The 18348-nt window shown below is 69.0% G+C and carries 17 protein-coding genes, 1 pseudogene and 1 riboswitch; of the genes and pseudogenes, 10 read left to right on the top strand and 8 right to left on the bottom strand.

The genetic code is table 11. The features are described 5' to 3' along the window. Position 1: 1 nt before the first annotated feature. Complete coding sequence (locus tag FFS52_RS13325) at positions 2 to 883, top strand: LLM class flavin-dependent oxidoreductase (protein ID WP_137809964.1); 882 nt, start codon at positions 2 to 4, stop codon at positions 881 to 883. A gap of 32 nt (positions 884 to 915) precedes the next feature. Then, positions 916 to 1395, top strand: coding sequence for a hypothetical protein (locus tag FFS52_RS13320; RefSeq protein WP_223258887.1), 480 nt, complete (start codon positions 916 to 918; stop codon positions 1393 to 1395). 15 nt (positions 1396 to 1410) lie between these two features. Here FFS52_RS13320 and FFS52_RS13315 read toward each other — a convergent pair whose 3' ends face one another. Continuing rightward, positions 1411 to 2976, bottom strand: a complete 1566-nt coding sequence (locus FFS52_RS13315; RefSeq protein WP_068970720.1) for an MFS transporter — start codon at positions 2974 to 2976, stop codon at positions 1411 to 1413. Between the two features lie 144 nt (positions 2977 to 3120). Between FFS52_RS13315 and FFS52_RS13310 the strand changes: the two genes are divergently transcribed. Both FFS52_RS13310 and FFS52_RS13305 read left to right on the top strand, forming a co-directional pair. Then, positions 3121 to 4158: an AsnC family transcriptional regulator gene (locus FFS52_RS13310; RefSeq protein ID WP_137809963.1), complete on the top strand. Its 1038-nt coding sequence runs from the start codon at positions 3121 to 3123 to the stop codon at positions 4156 to 4158. 26 nt (positions 4159 to 4184) lie between these two features. Further along, a complete protein-coding gene (locus FFS52_RS13305; protein WP_137809962.1) occupies positions 4185 to 5513 on the top strand; it encodes a ClC family H(+)/Cl(-) exchange transporter in 1329 nt (442 codons plus the stop codon). A 5-nt stretch (positions 5514 to 5518) separates the two neighbouring features. On the opposite strand, the gene FFS52_RS13300 is transcribed toward FFS52_RS13305, so the two are convergent. Genes FFS52_RS13300 through FFS52_RS13290 form a run of 3 tightly spaced genes read right to left on the bottom strand, consistent with a single transcriptional unit; the run spans position 5519 to position 8528 of the window. After that, positions 5519 to 6358 (bottom strand): ABC transporter ATP-binding protein, encoded by an 840-nt coding sequence (locus tag FFS52_RS13300; protein ID WP_065629583.1) that lies wholly within the window; start codon positions 6356 to 6358, stop codon positions 5519 to 5521. Then, positions 6355 to 7488, bottom strand: a complete 1134-nt coding sequence (locus FFS52_RS13295) for an iron ABC transporter permease (protein WP_137809961.1) — start codon at positions 7486 to 7488, stop codon at positions 6355 to 6357. Before FFS52_RS13295 ends, FFS52_RS13300 begins: the two co-directional genes overlap by 4 nt. Further along, the gene (locus tag FFS52_RS13290) at positions 7485 to 8528 is read right to left on the bottom strand and encodes an iron ABC transporter permease (RefSeq protein WP_137809960.1); all 1044 of its coding nucleotides are present in this window, start codon (positions 8526 to 8528) and stop codon (positions 7485 to 7487) included. Before FFS52_RS13290 ends, FFS52_RS13295 begins: the two co-directional genes overlap by 4 nt. A gap of 269 nt (positions 8529 to 8797) precedes the next feature. Between FFS52_RS13290 and FFS52_RS13285 the strand changes: the two genes are divergently transcribed. Further along, positions 8798 to 9304, top strand: a complete 507-nt coding sequence (locus FFS52_RS13285) for a hypothetical protein (protein ID WP_078112747.1) — start codon at positions 8798 to 8800, stop codon at positions 9302 to 9304. 205 nt (positions 9305 to 9509) lie between these two features. Here FFS52_RS13285 and FFS52_RS13280 read toward each other — a convergent pair whose 3' ends face one another. Together FFS52_RS13280 and FFS52_RS13275 are read right to left on the bottom strand one after the other, a co-directional pair. Next, a complete protein-coding gene (locus FFS52_RS13280) occupies positions 9510 to 10907 on the bottom strand; it encodes an FAD-dependent oxidoreductase (protein ID WP_137809959.1) in 1398 nt (465 codons plus the stop codon). 181 nt (positions 10908 to 11088) lie between these two features. Beyond that, positions 11089 to 12114: an ABC transporter substrate-binding protein gene (locus FFS52_RS13275; protein WP_137809958.1), complete on the bottom strand. Its 1026-nt coding sequence runs from the start codon at positions 12112 to 12114 to the stop codon at positions 11089 to 11091. A gap of 170 nt (positions 12115 to 12284) precedes the next feature. Between FFS52_RS13275 and FFS52_RS13270 the strand changes: the two genes are divergently transcribed. Genes FFS52_RS13270 through FFS52_RS13260 form a run of 3 tightly spaced genes read left to right on the top strand, consistent with a single transcriptional unit; the run spans position 12285 to position 14379 of the window. Continuing rightward, a complete protein-coding gene (locus FFS52_RS13270) occupies positions 12285 to 12755 on the top strand; it encodes a hypothetical protein (protein ID WP_137809957.1) in 471 nt (156 codons plus the stop codon). Continuing rightward, on the top strand, positions 12752 to 13165 hold the full coding sequence (locus FFS52_RS13265) for a rhodanese-like domain-containing protein (protein ID WP_058249965.1): 414 nt from the start codon (positions 12752 to 12754) through the stop codon (positions 13163 to 13165). Before FFS52_RS13270 ends, FFS52_RS13265 begins: the two co-directional genes overlap by 4 nt. Continuing rightward, a complete protein-coding gene (locus FFS52_RS13260) occupies positions 13162 to 14379 on the top strand; it encodes an O-succinylhomoserine sulfhydrylase (RefSeq protein ID WP_137809956.1) in 1218 nt (405 codons plus the stop codon). The genes FFS52_RS13265 and FFS52_RS13260 overlap by 4 nt, the downstream gene beginning before the upstream one ends. An 83-nt stretch (positions 14380 to 14462) precedes the next feature. Here the strand turns inward: FFS52_RS13260 and FFS52_RS13255 are convergent, their stop codons facing one another. Together FFS52_RS13255 and FFS52_RS13250 are read right to left on the bottom strand one after the other, a co-directional pair. After that, positions 14463 to 15407, bottom strand: a complete 945-nt coding sequence (locus tag FFS52_RS13255) for an ERCC4 domain-containing protein (protein WP_058249882.1) — start codon at positions 15405 to 15407, stop codon at positions 14463 to 14465. Positions 15408 to 15457: 50 nt separating this feature from the next. Continuing rightward, positions 15458 to 16534, bottom strand: coding sequence for an isochorismate synthase (locus FFS52_RS13250; RefSeq protein ID WP_137810002.1), 1077 nt, complete (start codon positions 16532 to 16534; stop codon positions 15458 to 15460). A 107-nt stretch (positions 16535 to 16641) separates the two neighbouring features. Next, positions 16642 to 16755, top strand: a riboswitch (SAM riboswitch). Positions 16756 to 16828: 73 nt separating this feature from the next. Here FFS52_RS13250 and FFS52_RS13245 point away from each other — a divergent pair. Together FFS52_RS13245 and FFS52_RS13240 are read left to right on the top strand one after the other, a co-directional pair. Beyond that, positions 16829 to 17701 (top strand): annotated as a pseudogene (locus FFS52_RS13245) (aminotransferase class V-fold PLP-dependent enzyme); the annotation flags it as partial. Next, positions 17698 to 18198, top strand: a complete 501-nt coding sequence (locus FFS52_RS13240) for a hypothetical protein (RefSeq protein ID WP_137809954.1) — start codon at positions 17698 to 17700, stop codon at positions 18196 to 18198. The pseudogene FFS52_RS13245 and the gene FFS52_RS13240, both read left to right, overlap by 4 nt. The last annotated feature ends 150 nt before the right edge of the window (positions 18199 to 18348 follow it).

Below are 18348 nucleotides of genomic sequence, written 5' to 3'. Positions count from 1 at the left end.
GATGACCATGCCTGTGATGGAGCCGGATCTCGACGCCGAGATGCTCCACTCGTGGGCCACCACCATCGACGACGGTCCGTTCAGCTCACTGTGCTGGGGTGAACGCATCGCGTTCGACAATCCGGAATGCCTGACCCTCCTCGGCGCGCTGGCGGCGTGGACGCGACGGGTGCCGCTCGTGATGACGGTCGTCGTGCCGCAGCTGCACGACCCGGTGATGCTCGCCAAGTCGCTGGCGACCGGCGACATGCTGTCGGGAGGACGCCTCACCGTGGCACTCGGAGTCGGCGGGCGGCACGAGGATTACCGGGCCGTCGGCGCGGACCCGTCGACGCAGACCATGCGCCAACTGGCCGAACGCGCCGCGACGATGAAACGGGTGTGGGCCGGGGAGAAACTCACCGAGTCGGTCCTGCCGGTCGGTCCGCCGCCGCACCGGAAGGGCGGTCCGGTACTGCATGTCGGGACCACCGGGCCGAAGACGATTCGTAGCGCGGTTGATTGGGCGGACGGAATCGCCGGAGTCACCCTTGATCTCGATGCCGGCAAGCAGAACGAGCTCTTCGATGTTGCCCGGTCGGCATGGGCGGATGCCGGTCGGGCGGCACCGCATCTCGCGACGTCGTTCTGGTTCGCGATCGGTGAGGGCGACGGTCCCCGAGCGCAGGTGACCCGGCACCTGCATCACTACATGAACTGGATCCCGTCGGAGTTCGTCGACGCGATCGCACCCACCACCGGGTGGGCGGGCACCGAGGCCGAGCTCGCCGAGGTCCTGCGGCGGTTTGCCGACATCGGTACCGACGAGGTGCAACTCATCCCGACGAGTTCGGACCCTGATCAGCTCCGGCGCGCCGCGGACGTGGCGGCGGCGTTCTCCTGACGACGCGGCGTCCCGAGATCTAGGGTGTGGCGGTGGCCTCCCTGCGCCGGATGCTCGGCATCGGCAAGCTCCCAGACGACCTCCGTGCGCAGGTCGTCTCCGACGGCGCCTACCTCATCGTCGAATTCGTGCCCGTGACACTGAGATTCAGCGGGCAAGTGCCCGGTCGATCGGCGCAGGGCAACGTCCGGCCCTTCACCGGTGCTGTAGTCCTGACGCCTCGACGCGTCCTCGCGACGATGTCGAGCGTGCCCGGTCGGGCGGGTCGTGCCATCGACCACGAGTGGACGACCCCGCGCGGTTCGATGGTCCGCGCGGTCATCGACGACGGCGGGCTCGTCATCGAGATCCCGGCGCTCGAGCGCGTGAACCCCGACTTCAGCGGAACATTGAGTCTGACCTACTTGACCGAGCTGCCCGGCTCGGTGCTCCAGCAGGCCCCGGTGCGCGAGGTGTGGTTCGACGTCCCGGCGCGCTACGTCACCTCACTCGTCGGGGGCCGCCGGAGCTGACGGACCGACCGGCGGTCAGCCCGCCGGCTGCTCCTCGACGGCCCGCCCGGGGCGCAGCATCACGAGTGCGAGGATCGCAGCGGCCGCGGTGAGCACGCCGGAGAACGTGAGGCACAGACGCATTCCGTCGAGGAAGGCGTCGCCGACGGCGCTCATCACGGCCGGGGCGTCGGCGCCGAGGTTCAGGCCGCTCGCGGCGGCCAGGCCCTCGGTGTCGACCGCACCGATCACCCGGTCACGTACCGGCTCGGCGACACCGGCATCGATCAGCTTCTGCGGCAACGAGTTCACCGCACCGGCGGTCAGGAGGGCGCCGAGCACGGCCGGGCCGAGCGCGCCGCCGACCTGACGGAAGGCGTTGTTCCCAGCCGCGGCCATCCCCAACAGGTGGTAGGGCACGGCCGACACCGCGGTCGCGGTCATCGGCGCCATCACCAGTCCCATCCCGAGCCCGAGCACGACCAGACGCCACGAGATGGCGGCGAAGGAGGTGTGGGCGTCGAGGGTCAGCAGCGCGAACTGGGCGCCGGCGACCATCAGGAGTCCGCCGCCGATCAGGAACCGGGCGTGAATTCGATGCATCATCTTGCCGGCGAGCCCGCCGACCAGCATCGAGGCGCCGTTCATGAGGGCCAGCCGCCAACCGGCCTCGACGGTGCCCAGTTGCTGAACCAGCCCGAAATACATGCTCAGCACGAAGATGAACCCGATCAGAGCCAGGAAGGCGATCATCGCGACCAGGGTGGTGGCGGTGAAGGCGCGGCTCCGGAAGAGGTCGAGGTCGAGCATCGGACTCGCCGAACGCTTTTCGATGACGACGAACCCGACTGCGGCGACCGCGGCGGCCAGCAGCGCGGCGACGACGCGGGGGTCGCCGAAGCCGTAGACGCCGGCCTCGATGACGCCGAAGACGAGTGCCGTGACGGCGATCGCGGCCGAGATCTGGCCGGACCAGTCGAGGCGACGGGCATGGGGTGCGCGGGATTCCGGGAGCATCGTCGCGGCCACCGCCAGCGCGATGAGGGCGATCGGGATCGGCAGCAGGTAGATCCATCGCCAGCCGGCGGACTCGGCGACCGGACCCGCGACCAGCGGCCCGACGGTCAGCGAGAGCATGAGCGCCGACGCCCAGATGCCGATGAACTTGCCCCGTTCCCGGAAGTCGGGGACCGCGTGACTGATCAGTGCCAGGGTCGTGGGCAGGAGGGCGGCCGCGCCCGTTCCGGCGAGCGCCTGTCCGATCCACACCATGCTGATCGATTGCGCACACAGCGCCACCAACGCGCCCGACGCCGTGAGGCAGAGCCCCACCAGATAGACCTTGCGACGGCCGTGCACGTCGCCGAACACCCCGGCGGTGAGGATGAATGCGGCCATCGGCAGGACGAACGCGTCTTGTACCCAGGACAACTGGGCGGTCGAGGCGCCGAAGGCGGTGCCGATCGCCGGCAGGGTGACGGCGACGCTCGTGATGGGCAGGTAGGCGACGAAGACGCCGAGGCAGGCCATCACGACGGTGGCCGTCCGGCGTGCCGGGGGAGTCGGTACGCCGGTGGGAACGGGGGAGATGGTCGCGGTCAACGCGCTCGCTTTCGCAGGTCGATGAGGGTCGCCGAACGGCGCAGGAGTTCATTGTCTGGTCCGCGTCTGCGAAACCACGCACAGATGCTGAGTGCCGGTATCGATACGGCACTGTGGGTCGCGCGGCGATACACTTCCTCCACCATGGACGACATCGACGGCACGATCCTCCGTGCGCTCCAGGTGTCGCCGCGTGCGACGTTCCGCCAGCTGGGTGAGGTGGCCGGGATCTCGGAGCAGACCGCGGCGCGCCGCTACCAGGCGATGCGGCGGGCCGGCGTGATGAAGGTCGTCGGGATCATCAAGCCGTCCGTCCGCGGCCAGTCGGAGTGGGTGGCGCGGGTGCGGTGCCGTCCGGACCGGATGGAACCGCTCGCGTCCTCGCTCGCCCGCCGGCGTGATGTCGCCTTCGCGTATGTCGCGTCCGGTGGTGCGGAGATCATCTGTCTCATCCGGGCGCCGCTCGGCGTGGCCGGTGAGGAGGCCATCGCCAAGACGTTCCCCGCCCGAGCCTCGGTGACCGACGTCCGCATCGATCTCGTCCTGCACGCCTTCGATCCCGGTCACCCCGCGTCGAGGTGGACCGGATTCGGTGGCCACCTCTCTGATCGGGACCGCGACCTCCTCGCTTCCGCTGCGGCTGCTGTGGTCGACGACCTACCGGAGGACCCCGAGCAGGACGATCCGTCGTCGGATGCCCCGGCGGGTGGCGCGCGGTTGACGGCCGACGATGCCGTGCTGATCGACGCACTGACCCAGGACGGTCGGCGAGCGCACCGCGAACTGGCCCGGATCTGCGGATGGACGGTCGGACGAGTGCGCCGCCGGCTCCGCACGCTCGAACGCGGGGGTGCGCTGTTCTACGACGTCGAGATCCTCCCCGACCGGCTCGGCTTCGGCCTGAGCGCCACGCTGTGGTTGACGGTGACCCCTTCGGCTCTCGATCAGGTGGGCACCGAACTCGCGGCTCACGACGAGGTGGCGTTCGCGGCGGCGGTCAGCGGCGAGTGGAACCTCATGGTGTCGGTGATCTGCCGGGACACCGCGCATTTCCACGACTATCTGCGCACCCGGGTCGCCGCGATCGGCGGCGTCACCGGGTACTCGGTCAGCATCCGGATGCGCCGGCTGAAGCAGAACGCCTCGCTTGTGGTGCAGGGGCGGTTGATTCAGCCGGTGTGATACCCGCGGCGGGGTAGCGTCCACGTGTGATCTCGCCACAGCGTGCCGACCGCGGCCTGGTGCGGTTGTGTCTGCTGGCGGTCATCGCCGGTCTGCTGACCGGCGTACTCGGTGGAGCCTTCCGCTGGTGCCTGGACCACCTGGACCGCTGGCGGGTCGAGATGCTCGACTGGTCGGCGGGACTCGGTGTCCCCGGGTGGCTGTTCCCGATCGCGGTCACCGCGACCGGTGCGGCGCTCGGCGCGCTCGCCGTCCGGCTGGTGCCGACCGCGGCGGGAAGCGGTATCCAACACGTGGAGGCCGTCGAGCGCGGTGAGGCGTCACCGGCGCCCCTGCGCCTCATCCCGGCCAAGTTCGTCGGCGCGCTCGCCGCGATCGGGTCGGGACTCGTGCTGGGCCGCGAAGGTCCGACGGTGCACATGGGTTCGGTCGTCGGTGCGGAGACCGGCCGGCGCGGCGGTCTCGACGACGCCGACGTCCGGGTGATGCAGACGTCGCTCAGCGGCGCCGGACTCGCGGTGGCGTTCACGGCTCCGATCGGCGGCGCGCTCTTCGCACTCGAGGAGGTCGGCCGCTCGGTCCGGTTGCGCCTCGTGGTGCCCACGGTGTTCGCCGTGGTGGCCGCCGTCGCCGCCGGACGGGTCATCCTCGGCGACCGCCCGGAGTTCGACGTCCCCGCCCTCGACGTCCCGTCGGTGACGGTGCTGCCCGTCTTCGTGGTCTTCGGGCTCGTGTCCGGAGTCATCGGGATCGCCTACAGCCGAGTGGTTCTCGGCACCCTCGGCTGGGTCGGCCGGTTCTCGCGGGTGCCGCCGATCGGTCGCGCTGCCCTGATCGGCGCGGTGATCGGTGCGCTTCTCGCCCTCGACGCTCGCACCGCGGGCGGCGGGGACGGCCTCACCCAGGCGGTCGTCGACGGTGGTGTCGTACTCCCCGCACTCGTCGCGCTCTTCCTCGTCCGGTTCGTCGCGGGTCCGCTCTCCTATGCCGCGGGCACACCGGGTGGCCTGTTCGCACCGCTGCTCGCGCTCGGCGCCCTGTGGGGTGCCGCCTTCGCCGAGGTCGCCGACATCATTGTGCAACAACCGGATTCAGGTGCGTCGGGACTCCGGGGCGCGATGATCCTCGCCGGGATGGCGGCGCTGTTCGGCGCGGTCGTCCGGGCCCCGCTCACCGGGATGGTCGTCGTGATGGAGATGACCGCGACGACGACGGTCGCCCTCCCCATGCTGGCCGCGACGGCCGCCGCGGTGCTCGTCGCCCATCTGTCCGGGTCGCCGCCGGTCTACGACTCTCTTCGCGAGCGGATGCTCGCGAAACCGGCTGGACGAGAAGAGCCTCCCCCCGCTCCCTGATCGGATCAGGGCGCGGTGGGGGTAGCGCGGGTCCGGGAGTCCAGCGGCACGATGAGCGGGCCACCGGTGATCGGATCGGTCATGACGTGCGCCCGGAGGCCGAACGCCGCGTCGAGGGTCTCGGCGTCGATGACCTCGGTGGGCGAGCCGGTGGTGACGATGGCTCCGTTGCGCATGACGAACAGCGAATCGCTGTAGCGCGCGGCCAGATTGAGGTCGTGCAGCACCATTACGACGGTCTTGCCGTGCTCGTCGCGGAGCCGGCGGACCAGGTCGAGGACGTCGATGGAGTGCGCGAGGTCGAGGTAGGTGGTGGGCTCGTCGAGCAGGATGAGATCGGTGTCCTGCGCGAGCGTCAGCGCGATCCAGACCCGTTGCCGCTGACCGCCGGACAGGGCGTCGAGGGTGCGGTCGGCGAGGTCGAGGGTGTCGGTCATCTCCATCGCCAGCGCTACCGCCGCCTCGTCGGCCGCGCTGGCCTGCGCGAACCAGCGCTGGTGCGGATGACGTCCCCGCCCCACCAGATCGGCGACGGTGAGCCCTTCGGGCGCGATGGGATTCTGCGGCAGGATCGCCAGGGTGCGGGCGACCTGTTTGGGCCGGACCGAGGAGATGTCGTCGCCGTCGAGGTAGACCGCACCGGCCCGGGGTGGCAACAGCCGTGCGAGACAACGCAACAGTGTCGACTTGCCACATCCGTTGGAACCGATGATCGTCGTGACCTGACCATCGGGGATGTCGATGTCGAGGCCGTCGATGACGATCCGTTCGTCGTAACCGACGGTCAGTCCGACGCCCCGCAATCGGGCGGTGGTGGCAGGGGATTCGAGGGATGACGCGGTCATACGCTCGCCTTTCGGGACATGACGATCATCAGGTAGATCAGGAACGGGCCGCCGATCGCCGCGGTGACGATGCCGACCGGGAGGCCGCCCGGCAGAACCGTACGCACCAGCAGGTCGCCGCCCAGTACCAACGACGCACCGATGACACCGGACACGAGCGGCGTGGGCACGGCGGTACCGGCCAGCCGCAGCGCGATCTGCGGGGCCAGCAGCGCGACGAAAGCGATCGGCCCGGCCGCGGACACGCTCAGCGCGCTCACCAGAACCGCGGTCAGGAGCAGCGTCGTCGACACCGCGCCGGTCCGGACTCCGAGTCCGCGGGCGAGATCGGGTCCGAGGCTGAGCATTCCGATCTGGCGGGCCAGGACGACCACCACGATGATGCTCGCGACGACACCGGCGGCGACCGGCCACACGTTGGACCAGCCGACGTTGGACACCGACCCGACGATCCACACCTGCGCACGAGCCACATCCCGGATGTCGGCGCGCGAGAGGAGGAACTGGGTGAGCGCCTGCAGCAACCACGTCATCCCGACGCCGATCAGCACGAGCCGGAACGGGTTGATGCCGCTGTTGGCCTTGCGACCCGGCCAGGCGAGGACGTACATCGCGACCGCGGTGAGCAACCCGCCGATCATCGCCGCCGCCGGGACGCCGAGATCGCCCAGCCAGGCACCCCAGCTGGTGGTCGAGAACGCGATGGCGGTCACCGCCGCCACGCTCGCGCCGGCGGTGATGCCGAGCATGTCCGGTGTGGCCAGGGGATTCTGGGCGATCAGCTGGGTCATCGAACCCGCAAGGCCCAGACCGAATCCCACGAGCAGGGCGACCAGCGCACGGGGCAGCGCGACGTCGAAGACCACCACGTTCTCGACGCGGGTGCCGCCGCCGAGCAGGATGCGGGCGACGTCGACGGGGGTCAGCGGGAAGTCGCTGACACCGACGCTCGTGAGGAACAGGACGACCGTGACGGCCGTGGACACGACCGCGACGGTGAGCATCCGTGGTCGCACCACCATCGACAGCGGTTCGACGGCGATCCGATAACCGCCGGGGTGCGGTGCGATCCGGCCCTTCGTCGTGGTTCTGGACGTGATGTCGGTCTTGATGGAGGTCGGCGGATTCACACGGTCCCCAATCTCTGTCGGCGGACCATGACGATGAGGAAGGGTGCGCCCACCAGTGCCAGCATGACGCCGACCTGCACTTCGCCGGGACGGGCGACGATCCGGCCGAGGATGTCGCATCCGACGAGCAGGATGGCGCCCAGCAGAGCGGAATACGGGATGATCCACCGATAGTCGGCGCCCACGAAGGCGCGGGCGATATGCGGTACGACCAGGCCCAGGAACACGATCGGCCCGCACGCCGCGGTCGCCGCGCCGATGAGCAGCGTGATGGTCAGGACGCCGAGGGCGCGGATGAGCACGACACGGGAACCGAGGGCCTTGGTCATGTCGTCGCCCAGGCTCAGGACGTTCAGGAAGAAGCCGCTCGCCAGCGCGAGGACGAGGCCCACCGTGATGAACGGCAGGCTCGCCCAGAACACGTCGATGCCCCGACCCGCGGTGGAGCCGACGCTCCAGAAGCGCCACTGGTCCAGCGAATTGGTGTCGACGAGCACGATCGCGGACGTGATGGCGGTCAGCATCGCGGTCAGGCCGGTGCCGGCGAGGACCAGGGTCAGTGGGCTCGAGCCGCTCAGCGACGACAGTCCGAACACCACGGTGGCGGCGATGATCGCCCCGACGAGACCAAAGAACATGAACGCGATCGGACTGGTGATGCCCAGCAGGTAGATGCCGCCGACGACCGCGCAGGCGGCACCCGCGTTGACGCCGAGCATGCCGGGATCGGCGATCGGGTTGCGGGTGTGGCCCTGGGTGATGGCACCGGCCGCGCCGATCGCGAGTCCGGCGGCGAGGCCGAGCAGAGTGCGCGGCACGCGCAGATCCCACACGATGCCGTCGACATCGGAATCCTTGGGCACCTGCGGCATCCGTAGGTTGATCAGCGCGTTCCAGATCTCTTCGACACCAGCGGTGAAGCTGGGCCAGATCTCGTCGACCGGGACCGGTCGGGTGCCGAAGAGAACCGACGCGACGACCAGCGCTGCGAGGACCGCCAGGAGCAGCGGGATTCCGAGAAGTCGGAGGGATCGGCGCACGAAGGTAAACCTTACCAACCTTCTTCGACGCGGCGTCGCGCGCAGCGTCGAGCGCCTCGGCGGGTGTCGTTCGTATAACGAATTGCCGACGAAACCTGAGGGATCGCTGTGCGCGCGGTAACACTTCGCTCAGGCTGGGTCGATAGTCCCGGTGTCGGTGGGCATCTCGGGCCGACCGCAGCAAGACCGGTCGTCGGTGGGGTGGCGTGAACCGCTCCCACGACGGCGACGTCGGGAAACACAGTGTCGCCTACGAACGAGGAGGATCGATGAAATCGCTGAAACGGGCTCTCACAGGGGTTCTGGTCGCTGCAGGAATCGCCGGTGGATCGCTGGTGGGTGCCGCGCCGGCACAGGCCGCCGTTCCCAACCTCCAGATGACGGGCGGGGTCTACTGCCAGTTCGCAGCCCCTGGAACGCCGTGGAATCAGGCGTGGAGCATGACCCGGTTCATGCGCGTCACCGCGCGTGACGGCGATTTCCGCAACGTCACGCTGCAGGAGATCAACGGCGCGACGAAGTTCAAGTCGCTGCTGAAGAAGAACGAGTCGCTCACCATCAAGACCACCTGGTTCGGCTGCTTCCCGTCCTCCATCGCGGGGTACGCGATCTCCGATTACGCCGAGAACCTGACCGACAACGCCGGTTTCTGGTGGAACGTCCGGCGCATCGACAACCCGTTGGACCGATTCGGTACGGGCTCCTCCGCTTCAGCGGCCGCCCTGACCGGCGGTGGCACCGACGTCGCCGGCGTGCCGGCGATTCCGGGTCGCTGACCTCATCCGACGACAGTTGAGAATGCACCACAACTGAGCCATTCGCGCCGGGCGGCGTGCGGGGAGGACGCCCCCGCACCCGCCGGGCGCATGCGAAAGAGCGGCGACCGAGAGAACTCGGCCGCCGCTCTTATGGCTTCGACAGGCTCAGCCGGCGGGGGTGGACTCAGCCGGCGGGGGTGGACTCAGCCGGCGGGAAGCGGGGTCATGCGGAAGGGCGGGACACCTTGTCCGGCTCCGATGCGGCGAGCATGTCCTCGCGTTCGACGACTTTGACGCGTTCGCGGCCTTCGGCGGCGCCGAGGGCGCGTTCGTGTTCGTCGAGGCGGTACCAGCCGTCCCAGGTGGTGAACGGGATGTTCTTGGACTCGAGGAGTTCGACGATGGCGTCCTCACCGGGGTGGGCCGGTTCGAGCAGCGTGCCGGCTTCCATGTCTTTGAGGATGCAGTCGACGGTCTCGTTGGCGTCGCCCTTGGTGTGGCCGATGAGGCCGACCGGGCCGCGTTTGACCCAACCGGTGGTGTAGATACCGGTCAGCTGCTGCCCTTCGTCGAAGACGCGTCCGGCCTCGTTCGGGATGACCCCGGCCTGGGAGTCGAACGGGATCTGCGGCAGGTTGTCCGAGAGATACCCGACCGCACGGTAGACCGCGCCGACCTCCCAGTCGGTGGTCTTGCCGGTGGGCTTGACGTTGCCGGTGCCGTCGAGCTGGGTACGTTCGGTGCGCAGACCGACGACCTTGCCGTCGGTGCCGAGGATCTCGGTGGGGCTTTCGAAGAAGTGCAGGAACAACTTGTGGATCGCGCCCTGCTTGGGTTCGCGGATCGCGTAGTTCTCGATGATCGTGGCGACCTGGTCGGTGATCTTCGACCCGCGGCGCGCGACGGCCGAACCCTCGTCGTAGTCGATGTCCTCGGGGTTGACGATGACCTCGATGTTGGGGGAGTGGTCGAGTTCCTTCAGTTCCAGCGGGGTGAACTTCGCCTGGGCGGGACCGCGGCGGCCGAACACGTGGACCTCGACGGCCTTGTTGGCCTTGAGTCCCTCGTAGACGTTGGCCGGGATCTCGGTGGGCAGCAGTTCGTCGCCGGTCTTGGCGAGCACGCGGGCGACGTCGAGGGCGACGTTGCCGACGCCGATGACCGCGACCTTCTCGGCCTCGAGGGGCCAGGTGCGGGGGAAGTCGGGGTGGCCGTCGTACCAGGCGACGAACTGGGCGGCGCCGTAGCTGCCGTCGAGGTCGATGCCGGGGATGTCGAGGGCGCGGTCATCGGTGGCGCCGGTGGAGAAGATCACCGCGTCGTAGTGGGCGCGTAGTTCGTCGATGGTGATGTCGGTGCCGTAGTCGACGTTGCCGAGCAGGCGGACCTGGGGCTTGTCGAGGACCTTGTGCAGGGCGGTGATGATGCCCTTGATGCGCGGGTGGTCGGGTGCGACGCCGTACCGGATCAGACCGAACGGAGCGGGCATGCGCTCATACAGATCGATGCTGACCCCGCGGTCCTTGGCGGTGTCGGACTTCATCAACGCGTCGGCGGCGTAGATCCCGGCGGGACCGGCACCGACGATCGCAACCCGCAGCGGGCGGCTGTTGTCGCTCATGGAGTAGGTGTCTTCCGTTGCTCAGCACGCGAGGACAAGCAAATCTCGGTGACCCCCATGTCCGCGCGTATGGATAAGGCCTATCCCTTCTACGGTAGGCGCTCGCTGTCCCCGACCAAAATCCGTCTGTGAGGTAACCCTCACCTGAACGGGTGATCGACCGCCGCGGTCCCGGGCCGGTTCACGACTTCGCCGCGGCGGCCGCGATCGGTCCGACGGCCTGCTCGGCGACCCACGGGATCGTCAGGACCGTCGGCACCGACATCGCGCTGCCGACCTCCTGGGGCAGATAGACGACCCGGCCCGACTGCGCGACCGCCAGCCGGTTGAACGCCGCGTTGGACTTGAGCTGGTCGTTGGACCCCTGCCAGTCGACGGCGACGACGACGTCGGCCGAGTCCAGCAGGTTCAGGCTCTCGGCCGGCAGGTCACCATAGAAACCGCTGGTCACCGAGGGTTGCAGCGCGGGCGGGAAGGTGAGTCCGTAACCGGTGAGGGTCTGTCCGCGTCCGTCGCCGGGGCCGTAGATCGACACGCCGCCGGTGGGGCTGGCGGTGACCACGACCGCCGTCTTCCCGGCCAGCTGCGGGTTCTGCTCCCGCACGTTCGCGAGGAACTGCTCGGTCTCGGTCACCTTGCGATCGGCGAGTTCGGGCAGGCCGACGGCGGTACCGATCTGGCGGGTCTGCGCGTCCCACGGCACCTGCCACGGCTGGAACTGGGCGGGCCGCAGGATCGTCGGGGCGGTCTTGCTCAGCAGATCGAACTGGTCGCGGGTGGGATCGGCGCCGACGGCGGTGATGAGGTCGGGCTCGGTGGCCAGCGCCTTGGGGATCTCATCGCCGAACGCGCCGGACGCGTTCGGCAGCACCACCGGGTCGGAGTCCGCAAGGAGTTCGGCGTTCCACGGCGCCGACGCCTGGTCGGGGTCGGCGAACGGGGCGATCGTGGTGGGGGTGACGCCGAGTGCGAGAAGGGTGTCGCCGTCACCCACGCCCATCGCGGCGACGCGCTTGGGTGCCTGGTCGACGGTCGCGGGGGCGTAGGCCTGCTGCACGGTGACCGGGATCGCGCCGGCCTCGGGCGCGGGGACCTGGGCCGTGCCGGAGTCGACCGTCTCGTCCGGCGGCGAACACGAGGTCACCACCAGGGCTGCCGCGAGCAGCCCGACGAGAAGGGTGAGTGAACGGTGGGTGGAAGCGCGCATCCGGGTCCTCGCTGGTCGTTGCGGTCGGCGACGTCGTTCGCCGCGGAACTTAGGGCCACCTTACGCAGGACGTGTTCGATGTCGACGTCGTTCGGCGCTCCGCCCGGTGCGTCCGGGCTCCGACGACGCCGGTCTCAACCGCCGCCGGGACGCTCGATAGACTGCCCGCCATGGCCGAAGCTGCAGGTGAGGGCGACCAGAAGCCCCCGTCGTGGAAGAACGCCTGGCCGTTCTTCGTCGCGGCCGGCGTCGTGGGAATCGTGGTGCTCGGCGTCGTGCTGTCGAATGTGACCCGTCCGGCCGAGGACCGGGCCGGCGACTCGGCTCAGGTCCAGTACGCGATCAACGACATCTACACCGCGCGCAACGGTCCGAACTTCGGCGAATACCGGGCGAACACCTGCGCGGCCGACGTCGAGGCGGCCGACTTCGTCTCCGAGGAACAGTTCCTCGCCGACAACCGGGAGTCGCTGCTCGCCAACGGTCACATCGAGATCCCGGAGATCACCGAGCTGGTGGTCGACGGTGACCGCGCGACTGCGAAGGTTCATTGGCACTATGACAAGACCCCCGATGACGTGAACGTCGTGGACACGATCGTGGTGCGCGAGAACGGCGAGTGGAAGGTGTGTTCCTCATGAGCTATGCCGGTGACCTGACCCCGCGCGAGGCGTGGGAGAAGCTCGAGAACAACCCGGATGCGGTGCTGGTCGACTGTCGCACGCAGGCGGAGTGGTCGTTCGTCGGCGTGCCCGACCTCGAGGTCCTGGGCAAGCGCGCGATCTTCGCCGAGTGGACCACCTTCCCCGAGGGGCGTCGCAACGACGACTTCGTGGCACAGCTGCGTGATTCCGGTGTCTCCGACGACCAGGAGGTCATCTTCATCTGCCGTTCGGGGCACCGGTCGATCGGCGCTGCGGAAGCCGCGACCGCCGACGGTATCGCGAAGGCATACAACGTGATCGACGGGTTCGAAGGCGCCCTCGACGAGAACGACCACCGCGGGACGTCGGGCTGGCGTGCCGAGAACCTGCCGTGGAGGCAATCGTGAGTTCTGATCTGCCCGTCAGTCGTGAACTGCCTGAAGGGCTCTCGGCTGACACGATCGCGGTTCGCGGCGGGCTGGCGCGTTCGGGTTTCCACGAGACGGCCGAGGCGCTCTATCTCACGAGCGGTTACGTCTACGACTCCGCCGAGGCCGCCGAGCGAGCCTTCACCGGCGAGGACGAACGATTTGTCTACTCGCGCTACGGAAATCCGACCGTCGAGATGTTCCAGGAGCGGTTGCGCCGGCTCGAGGGCGCGGAGGCGTGTTTCGCCACCGCGAGCGGCATGGCCGCGGTGTTCGTCGCGCTCGGTGCACTGTTGAAGGCCGGCGACCGTCTCGTCGCCGCCCGCAGCCTGTTCGGTTCCTGCTTCGTGGTCTGCAACGAGATCCTCCCGCGCTGGGGGATCGAGACCGAGTTCGTCGACGGTGAAGACCTCGAGCAGTGGGAGCGGGCCCTGTCCAAGCCCACCGACGCGGTGTTCTTCGAGACACCGTCGAACCCGATGCAGAGTCTCGTCGACGTCGTGAAGGTCTCGGAACTGGCGCACGCCGCGGGCGCACAGGTGGTGCTGGACAACGTCTTCGCCACCCCGCTGCTGCAGCGGGGTCTCGAACTCGGCGCCGACGTCATCGTGTACTCGGGCACCAAGCACATCGACGGCCAGGGGCGCGTCATGGGTGGCGCGGTACTCGGAACCAAGGAGTACGTCGACGGTCCGGTGCAGCAACTCATGCGACACACCGGTCCGGCACTCAGTCCGTTCAACGCCTGGACCCTCGTGAAGGGGCTGGAGACGATGCGTCTGCGCGTCGACGCCTCGGTGTCGTCGGCGCTGCGGATCGCCGAGTTCCTCGAGAGCGATCCGCGCGTGCGCTGGGTCAAATACCCCTTCCTGCAGTCACACCCGCAGTACGACTTGGCGAAGTCGCAGATGTCCGGCGGCGGCACGGTGGTGACCTTCGAGCTCAACGACCACGATGGCATCGACGGCAAGAAACGCGCCTTCGAGGTCCTCAACGGCCTGCGGATCGTCGACATCTCCAACAATCTCGGAGATTCGAAGTCGCTGATCACGCATCCGGCGACCACCACTCATCGTGCGATGGGTCCCGAGGGACGCGCGGCGATCGGTCTGAGTGACTCGGTGGTGCGGCTGTCGGTCGGCCTCGAAGGGGTCGACGACCTGTTGGGCGACCTGGACCACGCGCTGGGCTGAGGGTACGCGCTGACGTATTCCGTTGCGGCACAGCGCGAATCCGCCTCGGTGAGCGGGGCCGAGTCCCCGGAGGGTGGTGCCATTCAGTCGTTCCGGCGATCCCAGGCCGCTCGCACCGTACTCGGGATCCGTCCCTTGGAGGGCACCTCGATCCCTTGGGCGCGAGCCCACGCCCTGATCTCCGACGGTGTCGCCGGTGGACCGTGCAGGCCCTGCACGATGGGCTCGCTGCCGACGGTGAGCCGCCATTCGTGTAGCGCGGCACCGAGCCAGCGGTAGGTCCATTCCTCGGCGAGTTTGCGGTTGTCGCAAAAGACGATCGGCACGGTCGGAAACCGGACCTGCGCCTCGGCGACCGCCTCGGCCAGCGCGGCGCCGCTGACGTATTCGCGCGTGAACACCTTGCTGTATGAGGCTTCGACGACCACCGCGGCGCGTCGGAGTCCCGCGAGACCTGCCAACTGGTAGGTGAGAGTTCCCTTCATGAGACCGTTGCCGAGGTCGTCGATCGACTTGCGTTCGACGGCGGCGACCACCTGGTCGTCCTCGACGATCGCGTAATCGCCGGCATCGAGGCGGTGTCGAGTGGTGGTCGCCTGTTGATGACCGAAGGAGTAGGCGTACTTCTCGCCTGTGTCGACGACGATCTCGAGCGCCTGGCCGTGTGCCCGAGCCTTGGGAAGCGTGACGTTTGGACGCGCCTGCTTGGTGGTTTTGCGCGTCTGCCAGAAGATCATCTCGCGTCCGCGAGCCCGCGTGACGACGAACTGTGACCGATTCTCGCGAGCGCGGTCGAGCACCAGATCGATCGCCGCCCCGCGCCGCGTCACCGACCGAACCGGAAGACGTTCGACGATCTGCGGTGTGGTCGGCCATTCGTCGGCGCGATGACAATAGACCTTGCTGGTTCGCGGCCAGGTCTCCCTCACCTTCAAGACGATCCCGTCACTGCCGAGCGGAATCCGGACCAGAAAGGGCAGTGAGGAGCCCTGTTCCGGATTTCGGGCGATGATCAGGTCGTCGGGCATCATCGACGAGCGTAACGGGCGAAGATCGCGCGCGTCCGCAATTGATCCGCTCAGTCGAGTGCGGCGATGCCCAACGCGTTCAGGACCGTCCGCAGCTTGAACGCCGTCTCCTCGAGTTCGCCCTGCGGGTCGGAGTGTTCGACGATACCGCCGCCGGCCCACGTCCGGAGGCTGCGACGATCGGCCTCGAGTTCGAGGCACCGGATGGTGACCATCCACTCCCCGTCGCCGGCGGCGTCGCACCAGCCGACCGCCCCCGCATAGAAGCCGCGCTCACCCTCGACCTCGCGGATGATCTGCGCAGCAACATCACTCGGCGTGCCGCAGACCGCCGGGGTGGGGCCGAGCAGGAGTGCGAGATCGAGCGCAGTGGTCGCCGGGTCCCGAAGCCGCGCGCGGATCGGGGTGGCCAGATGCCAGACCTCCCCGGTCGACTGCAATTGCGGGGTCGACGGCGCGTCGACGTCGTCGCAGAGGTGTCCCAGCCGGTCTCGCAGGTGGTCGACGACGAAGGCGTGCTCGGCGAGATCCTTCGCCGAGGAGAACAATCCGTCGGCAGCGGCGCGGTCGACGACCGGGTCGGGTGACCGCGGCGCCGATCCCGCGTACGGGTGGCAGGTGACGACGGAACCCGACTTGCGCAGCAGCACTTCGGGACTCGCGCCCAACAGCCACGAACCCGAGCCGGTGGCCGCGCCGAGATCGACAATGAATGCGTTGTGTCCGGCATTGCCGCCCGCCAATGCGTCGAGAAGTCGCAGAGGCTCGACCTCGGCGTCGAGCACGATGTCGACGCTGCGGGCGAGGACAACCTTGCCGACGTCGCCGGCGACGATCCGCTTCACCGCGTGCGCGACCCGTTCGCGGTGCTCGTCGGCCGTGGGGTACAGGGTCGTCGACACCGGCGTGCGCGTCAGTGGCGGCCCGCCCGCCAGCGGCGCCGCGTCGACGTGCAGGACTTCGGGCACCACCAGCGCGGCGGGGTCGGCGAGGTCGAAGGGGATCGCGCCGGTCAGACCGTCGACGGTCCCGGCGCGCAGGGCGGCCGAGGCGGCGTCGACGTCGGTGAACGCACGGACCGCGCCCATGCCCCGCACGGTGCCGTGCGGGCGGGACAACACGAACACATCAGTCGCTGACACCCCTGACACGCTACAGGTAAGTGTGCCCTAACTTCCGATCACGTTGAGTGAAAATTGACACGTCCGCGCGAGATCGACGACCCTTGGTCGTAGGTCATGAGTGCCAGTGACAAGCCCCGGCTCGCTGGTCGGCAACCCTCCTTCGCGGTGGGGTGCTCCGGGTGACGACCCGGCCGCGTACCGACCGGACGCGGCAAGCGCGAATTGTCTGAGGAGTTTCCTGCCGTGACCGCTGTCCTGTCCGCACCCGCCGGTCGCCTGTCGCCCGCAGTCGACGTCCGCTTCGACGCCGCCCGGGAATCGGTGCGGCAGTTCGTCCGTGCGCGGGTCGACGACACCGTCGTCTTCACCCGCGATGCCGCCGTTGCCCTCGACCTCGCGGCGCGCATCACTCCCGGCGACGTCGTCGTCCTCGACGTCGGGCAGGGCGCCGACCTGCTGCGGTGGTGCTCACCACGGCAGGGGCGCGACCGGGCGCGGTTCGTCCCGGCCTGCGAGACCATCGAGGACACCTTGGTCGCGCTGGAGACCGAGCTCGCCTCGGCGCCGGCATCGCTCCTGGTCGTGGCCGCAGTATCGGACATCACCGGCGAGGTGCTGCCGATCGGCCGGCTCGCCTCGCTCGCGCACCGGTCCGGGGCCCGCATCCTGGTCGACGCCGCGCAACTCGTCGGGCACCGGCCCGTCTCCGTCGTCAGCCACGGCATCGACTACCTGGCGTTCGGTGCACCGGGTCGGAAGACGGACGGCGCCGGCGTCCTCATCGGCCGTCGTGACTGGTTCGACGCCGCCGACGTCGACGTCTCGCCCGACGCCGACGGCGTTTCCGGGGCGATCGCGGTCGCCGAGGCGTGTCGGGTGCTCGCCGATCTCGGACCCGAGACGATCGGGCTGCACGAACGCCGCCTCGCCGAACGTCTCGACGCCGGCCTGGCCGCGATCGGCGGCTTCACGCCGCTGCGGATCTTCACCGATTCCACGGACCGCGCGGGGATCGCGGGCTACACCGTCGACGGCCTCGCACCGCCGGCCGACAAGGTGCGCGCGAGTTTCGGAGCGGGCACCACCGTCGACGACATCGACCGGATTCTCGATGCCTTCCGGGCGCGAACCGAACAGACCGACCGAACTCGACCAGGGGTGAATAGATGACCATCGAACTCGACGCACGTGCTGACCGCGGCACCGTGATCGCCGCACCGACTGCCACCCCGACGGCCCCGATCAGCATCGGACGTCCGGGATTCCAGATCGCGCTCGCGGGAGACGATCTCGCACAGACGTTTCCGATCGTCGTGCGGCGTGAGACCCTCCGCGAGGCGCAGCGCGCCCGCTCCCTGCTGCGGGCCGGCAGCCACGATCAGGCCAAGTTCGTGGTCGCACTCGAGGTGGAGGTGGCCGTCGCCCCGGACGCCGCGTCGGCGCGCACGGCCGCTGCTGCGGCGGTGGACGCGTCGTCGGAGACGGGCTCGGGGACCATCCGCTACATCGGGACGACACACGGACTGATCACGCTGGTCCGCGACATCTACGCAGCCGAGGTCGCCGACGCCGTGATCCTCATCCCGATCGACGGCGCGGCCACCGAACGCCGCATCCGCGAACAGATCCTGCCGGTGCTCGCCGAGCAGCGGCACCGCGTGGCCTGACCCACTGCTGGTTGAGCCGGCACCGAGCGTAGCCGCCGGGCCGAGCAAGCGACGAAGGAGCGCGTCGAGGTCGAGGCGCCGAGTCGAAGCCACCTGGTGACCAGACAAGACCGCCGACACCATCTCGGATGATGGTGCCGGCGGTCTCGT

Source organism: Gordonia sp. ALPHA1B1 (assembly GCF_005502615.1).
Classification (GTDB): domain Bacteria; phylum Actinomycetota; class Actinomycetes; order Mycobacteriales; family Mycobacteriaceae; genus Gordonia; species Gordonia hongkongensis.
This window is presented reverse-complemented; position numbering and strand designations above follow the sequence as displayed.

Coding starts and splice junctions, on each gene's coding strand:
- FFS52_RS13255 (WP_058249882.1), bottom strand. CDS start 15,407: ATGCCCGACGACCTGATCATCGCCCGAAATCCGGAACAGGGCTCCTCA.
- FFS52_RS13275 (WP_137809958.1), bottom strand. CDS start 12,114: ATGCGCGCTTCCACCCACCGTTCACTCACCCTTCTCGTCGGGCTGCTC.
- FFS52_RS13280 (WP_137809959.1), bottom strand. CDS start 10,907: ATGAGCGACAACAGCCGCCCGCTGCGGGTTGCGATCGTCGGTGCCGGT.
- FFS52_RS13300 (WP_065629583.1), bottom strand. CDS start 6,358: ATGACCGCGTCATCCCTCGAATCCCCTGCCACCACCGCCCGATTGCGG.
- FFS52_RS13325 (WP_137809964.1), top strand. CDS start 2: ATGACCATGCCTGTGATGGAGCCGGATCTCGACGCCGAGATGCTCCAC.
- FFS52_RS13265 (WP_058249965.1), top strand. CDS start 12,752: ATGAGCTATGCCGGTGACCTGACCCCGCGCGAGGCGTGGGAGAAGCTC.
- FFS52_RS13270 (WP_137809957.1), top strand. CDS start 12,285: ATGGCCGAAGCTGCAGGTGAGGGCGACCAGAAGCCCCCGTCGTGGAAG.
- FFS52_RS13240 (WP_137809954.1), top strand. CDS start 17,698: ATGACCATCGAACTCGACGCACGTGCTGACCGCGGCACCGTGATCGCC.
- FFS52_RS13285 (WP_078112747.1), top strand. CDS start 8,798: ATGAAATCGCTGAAACGGGCTCTCACAGGGGTTCTGGTCGCTGCAGGA.
- FFS52_RS13310 (WP_137809963.1), top strand. CDS start 3,121: ATGGACGACATCGACGGCACGATCCTCCGTGCGCTCCAGGTGTCGCCG.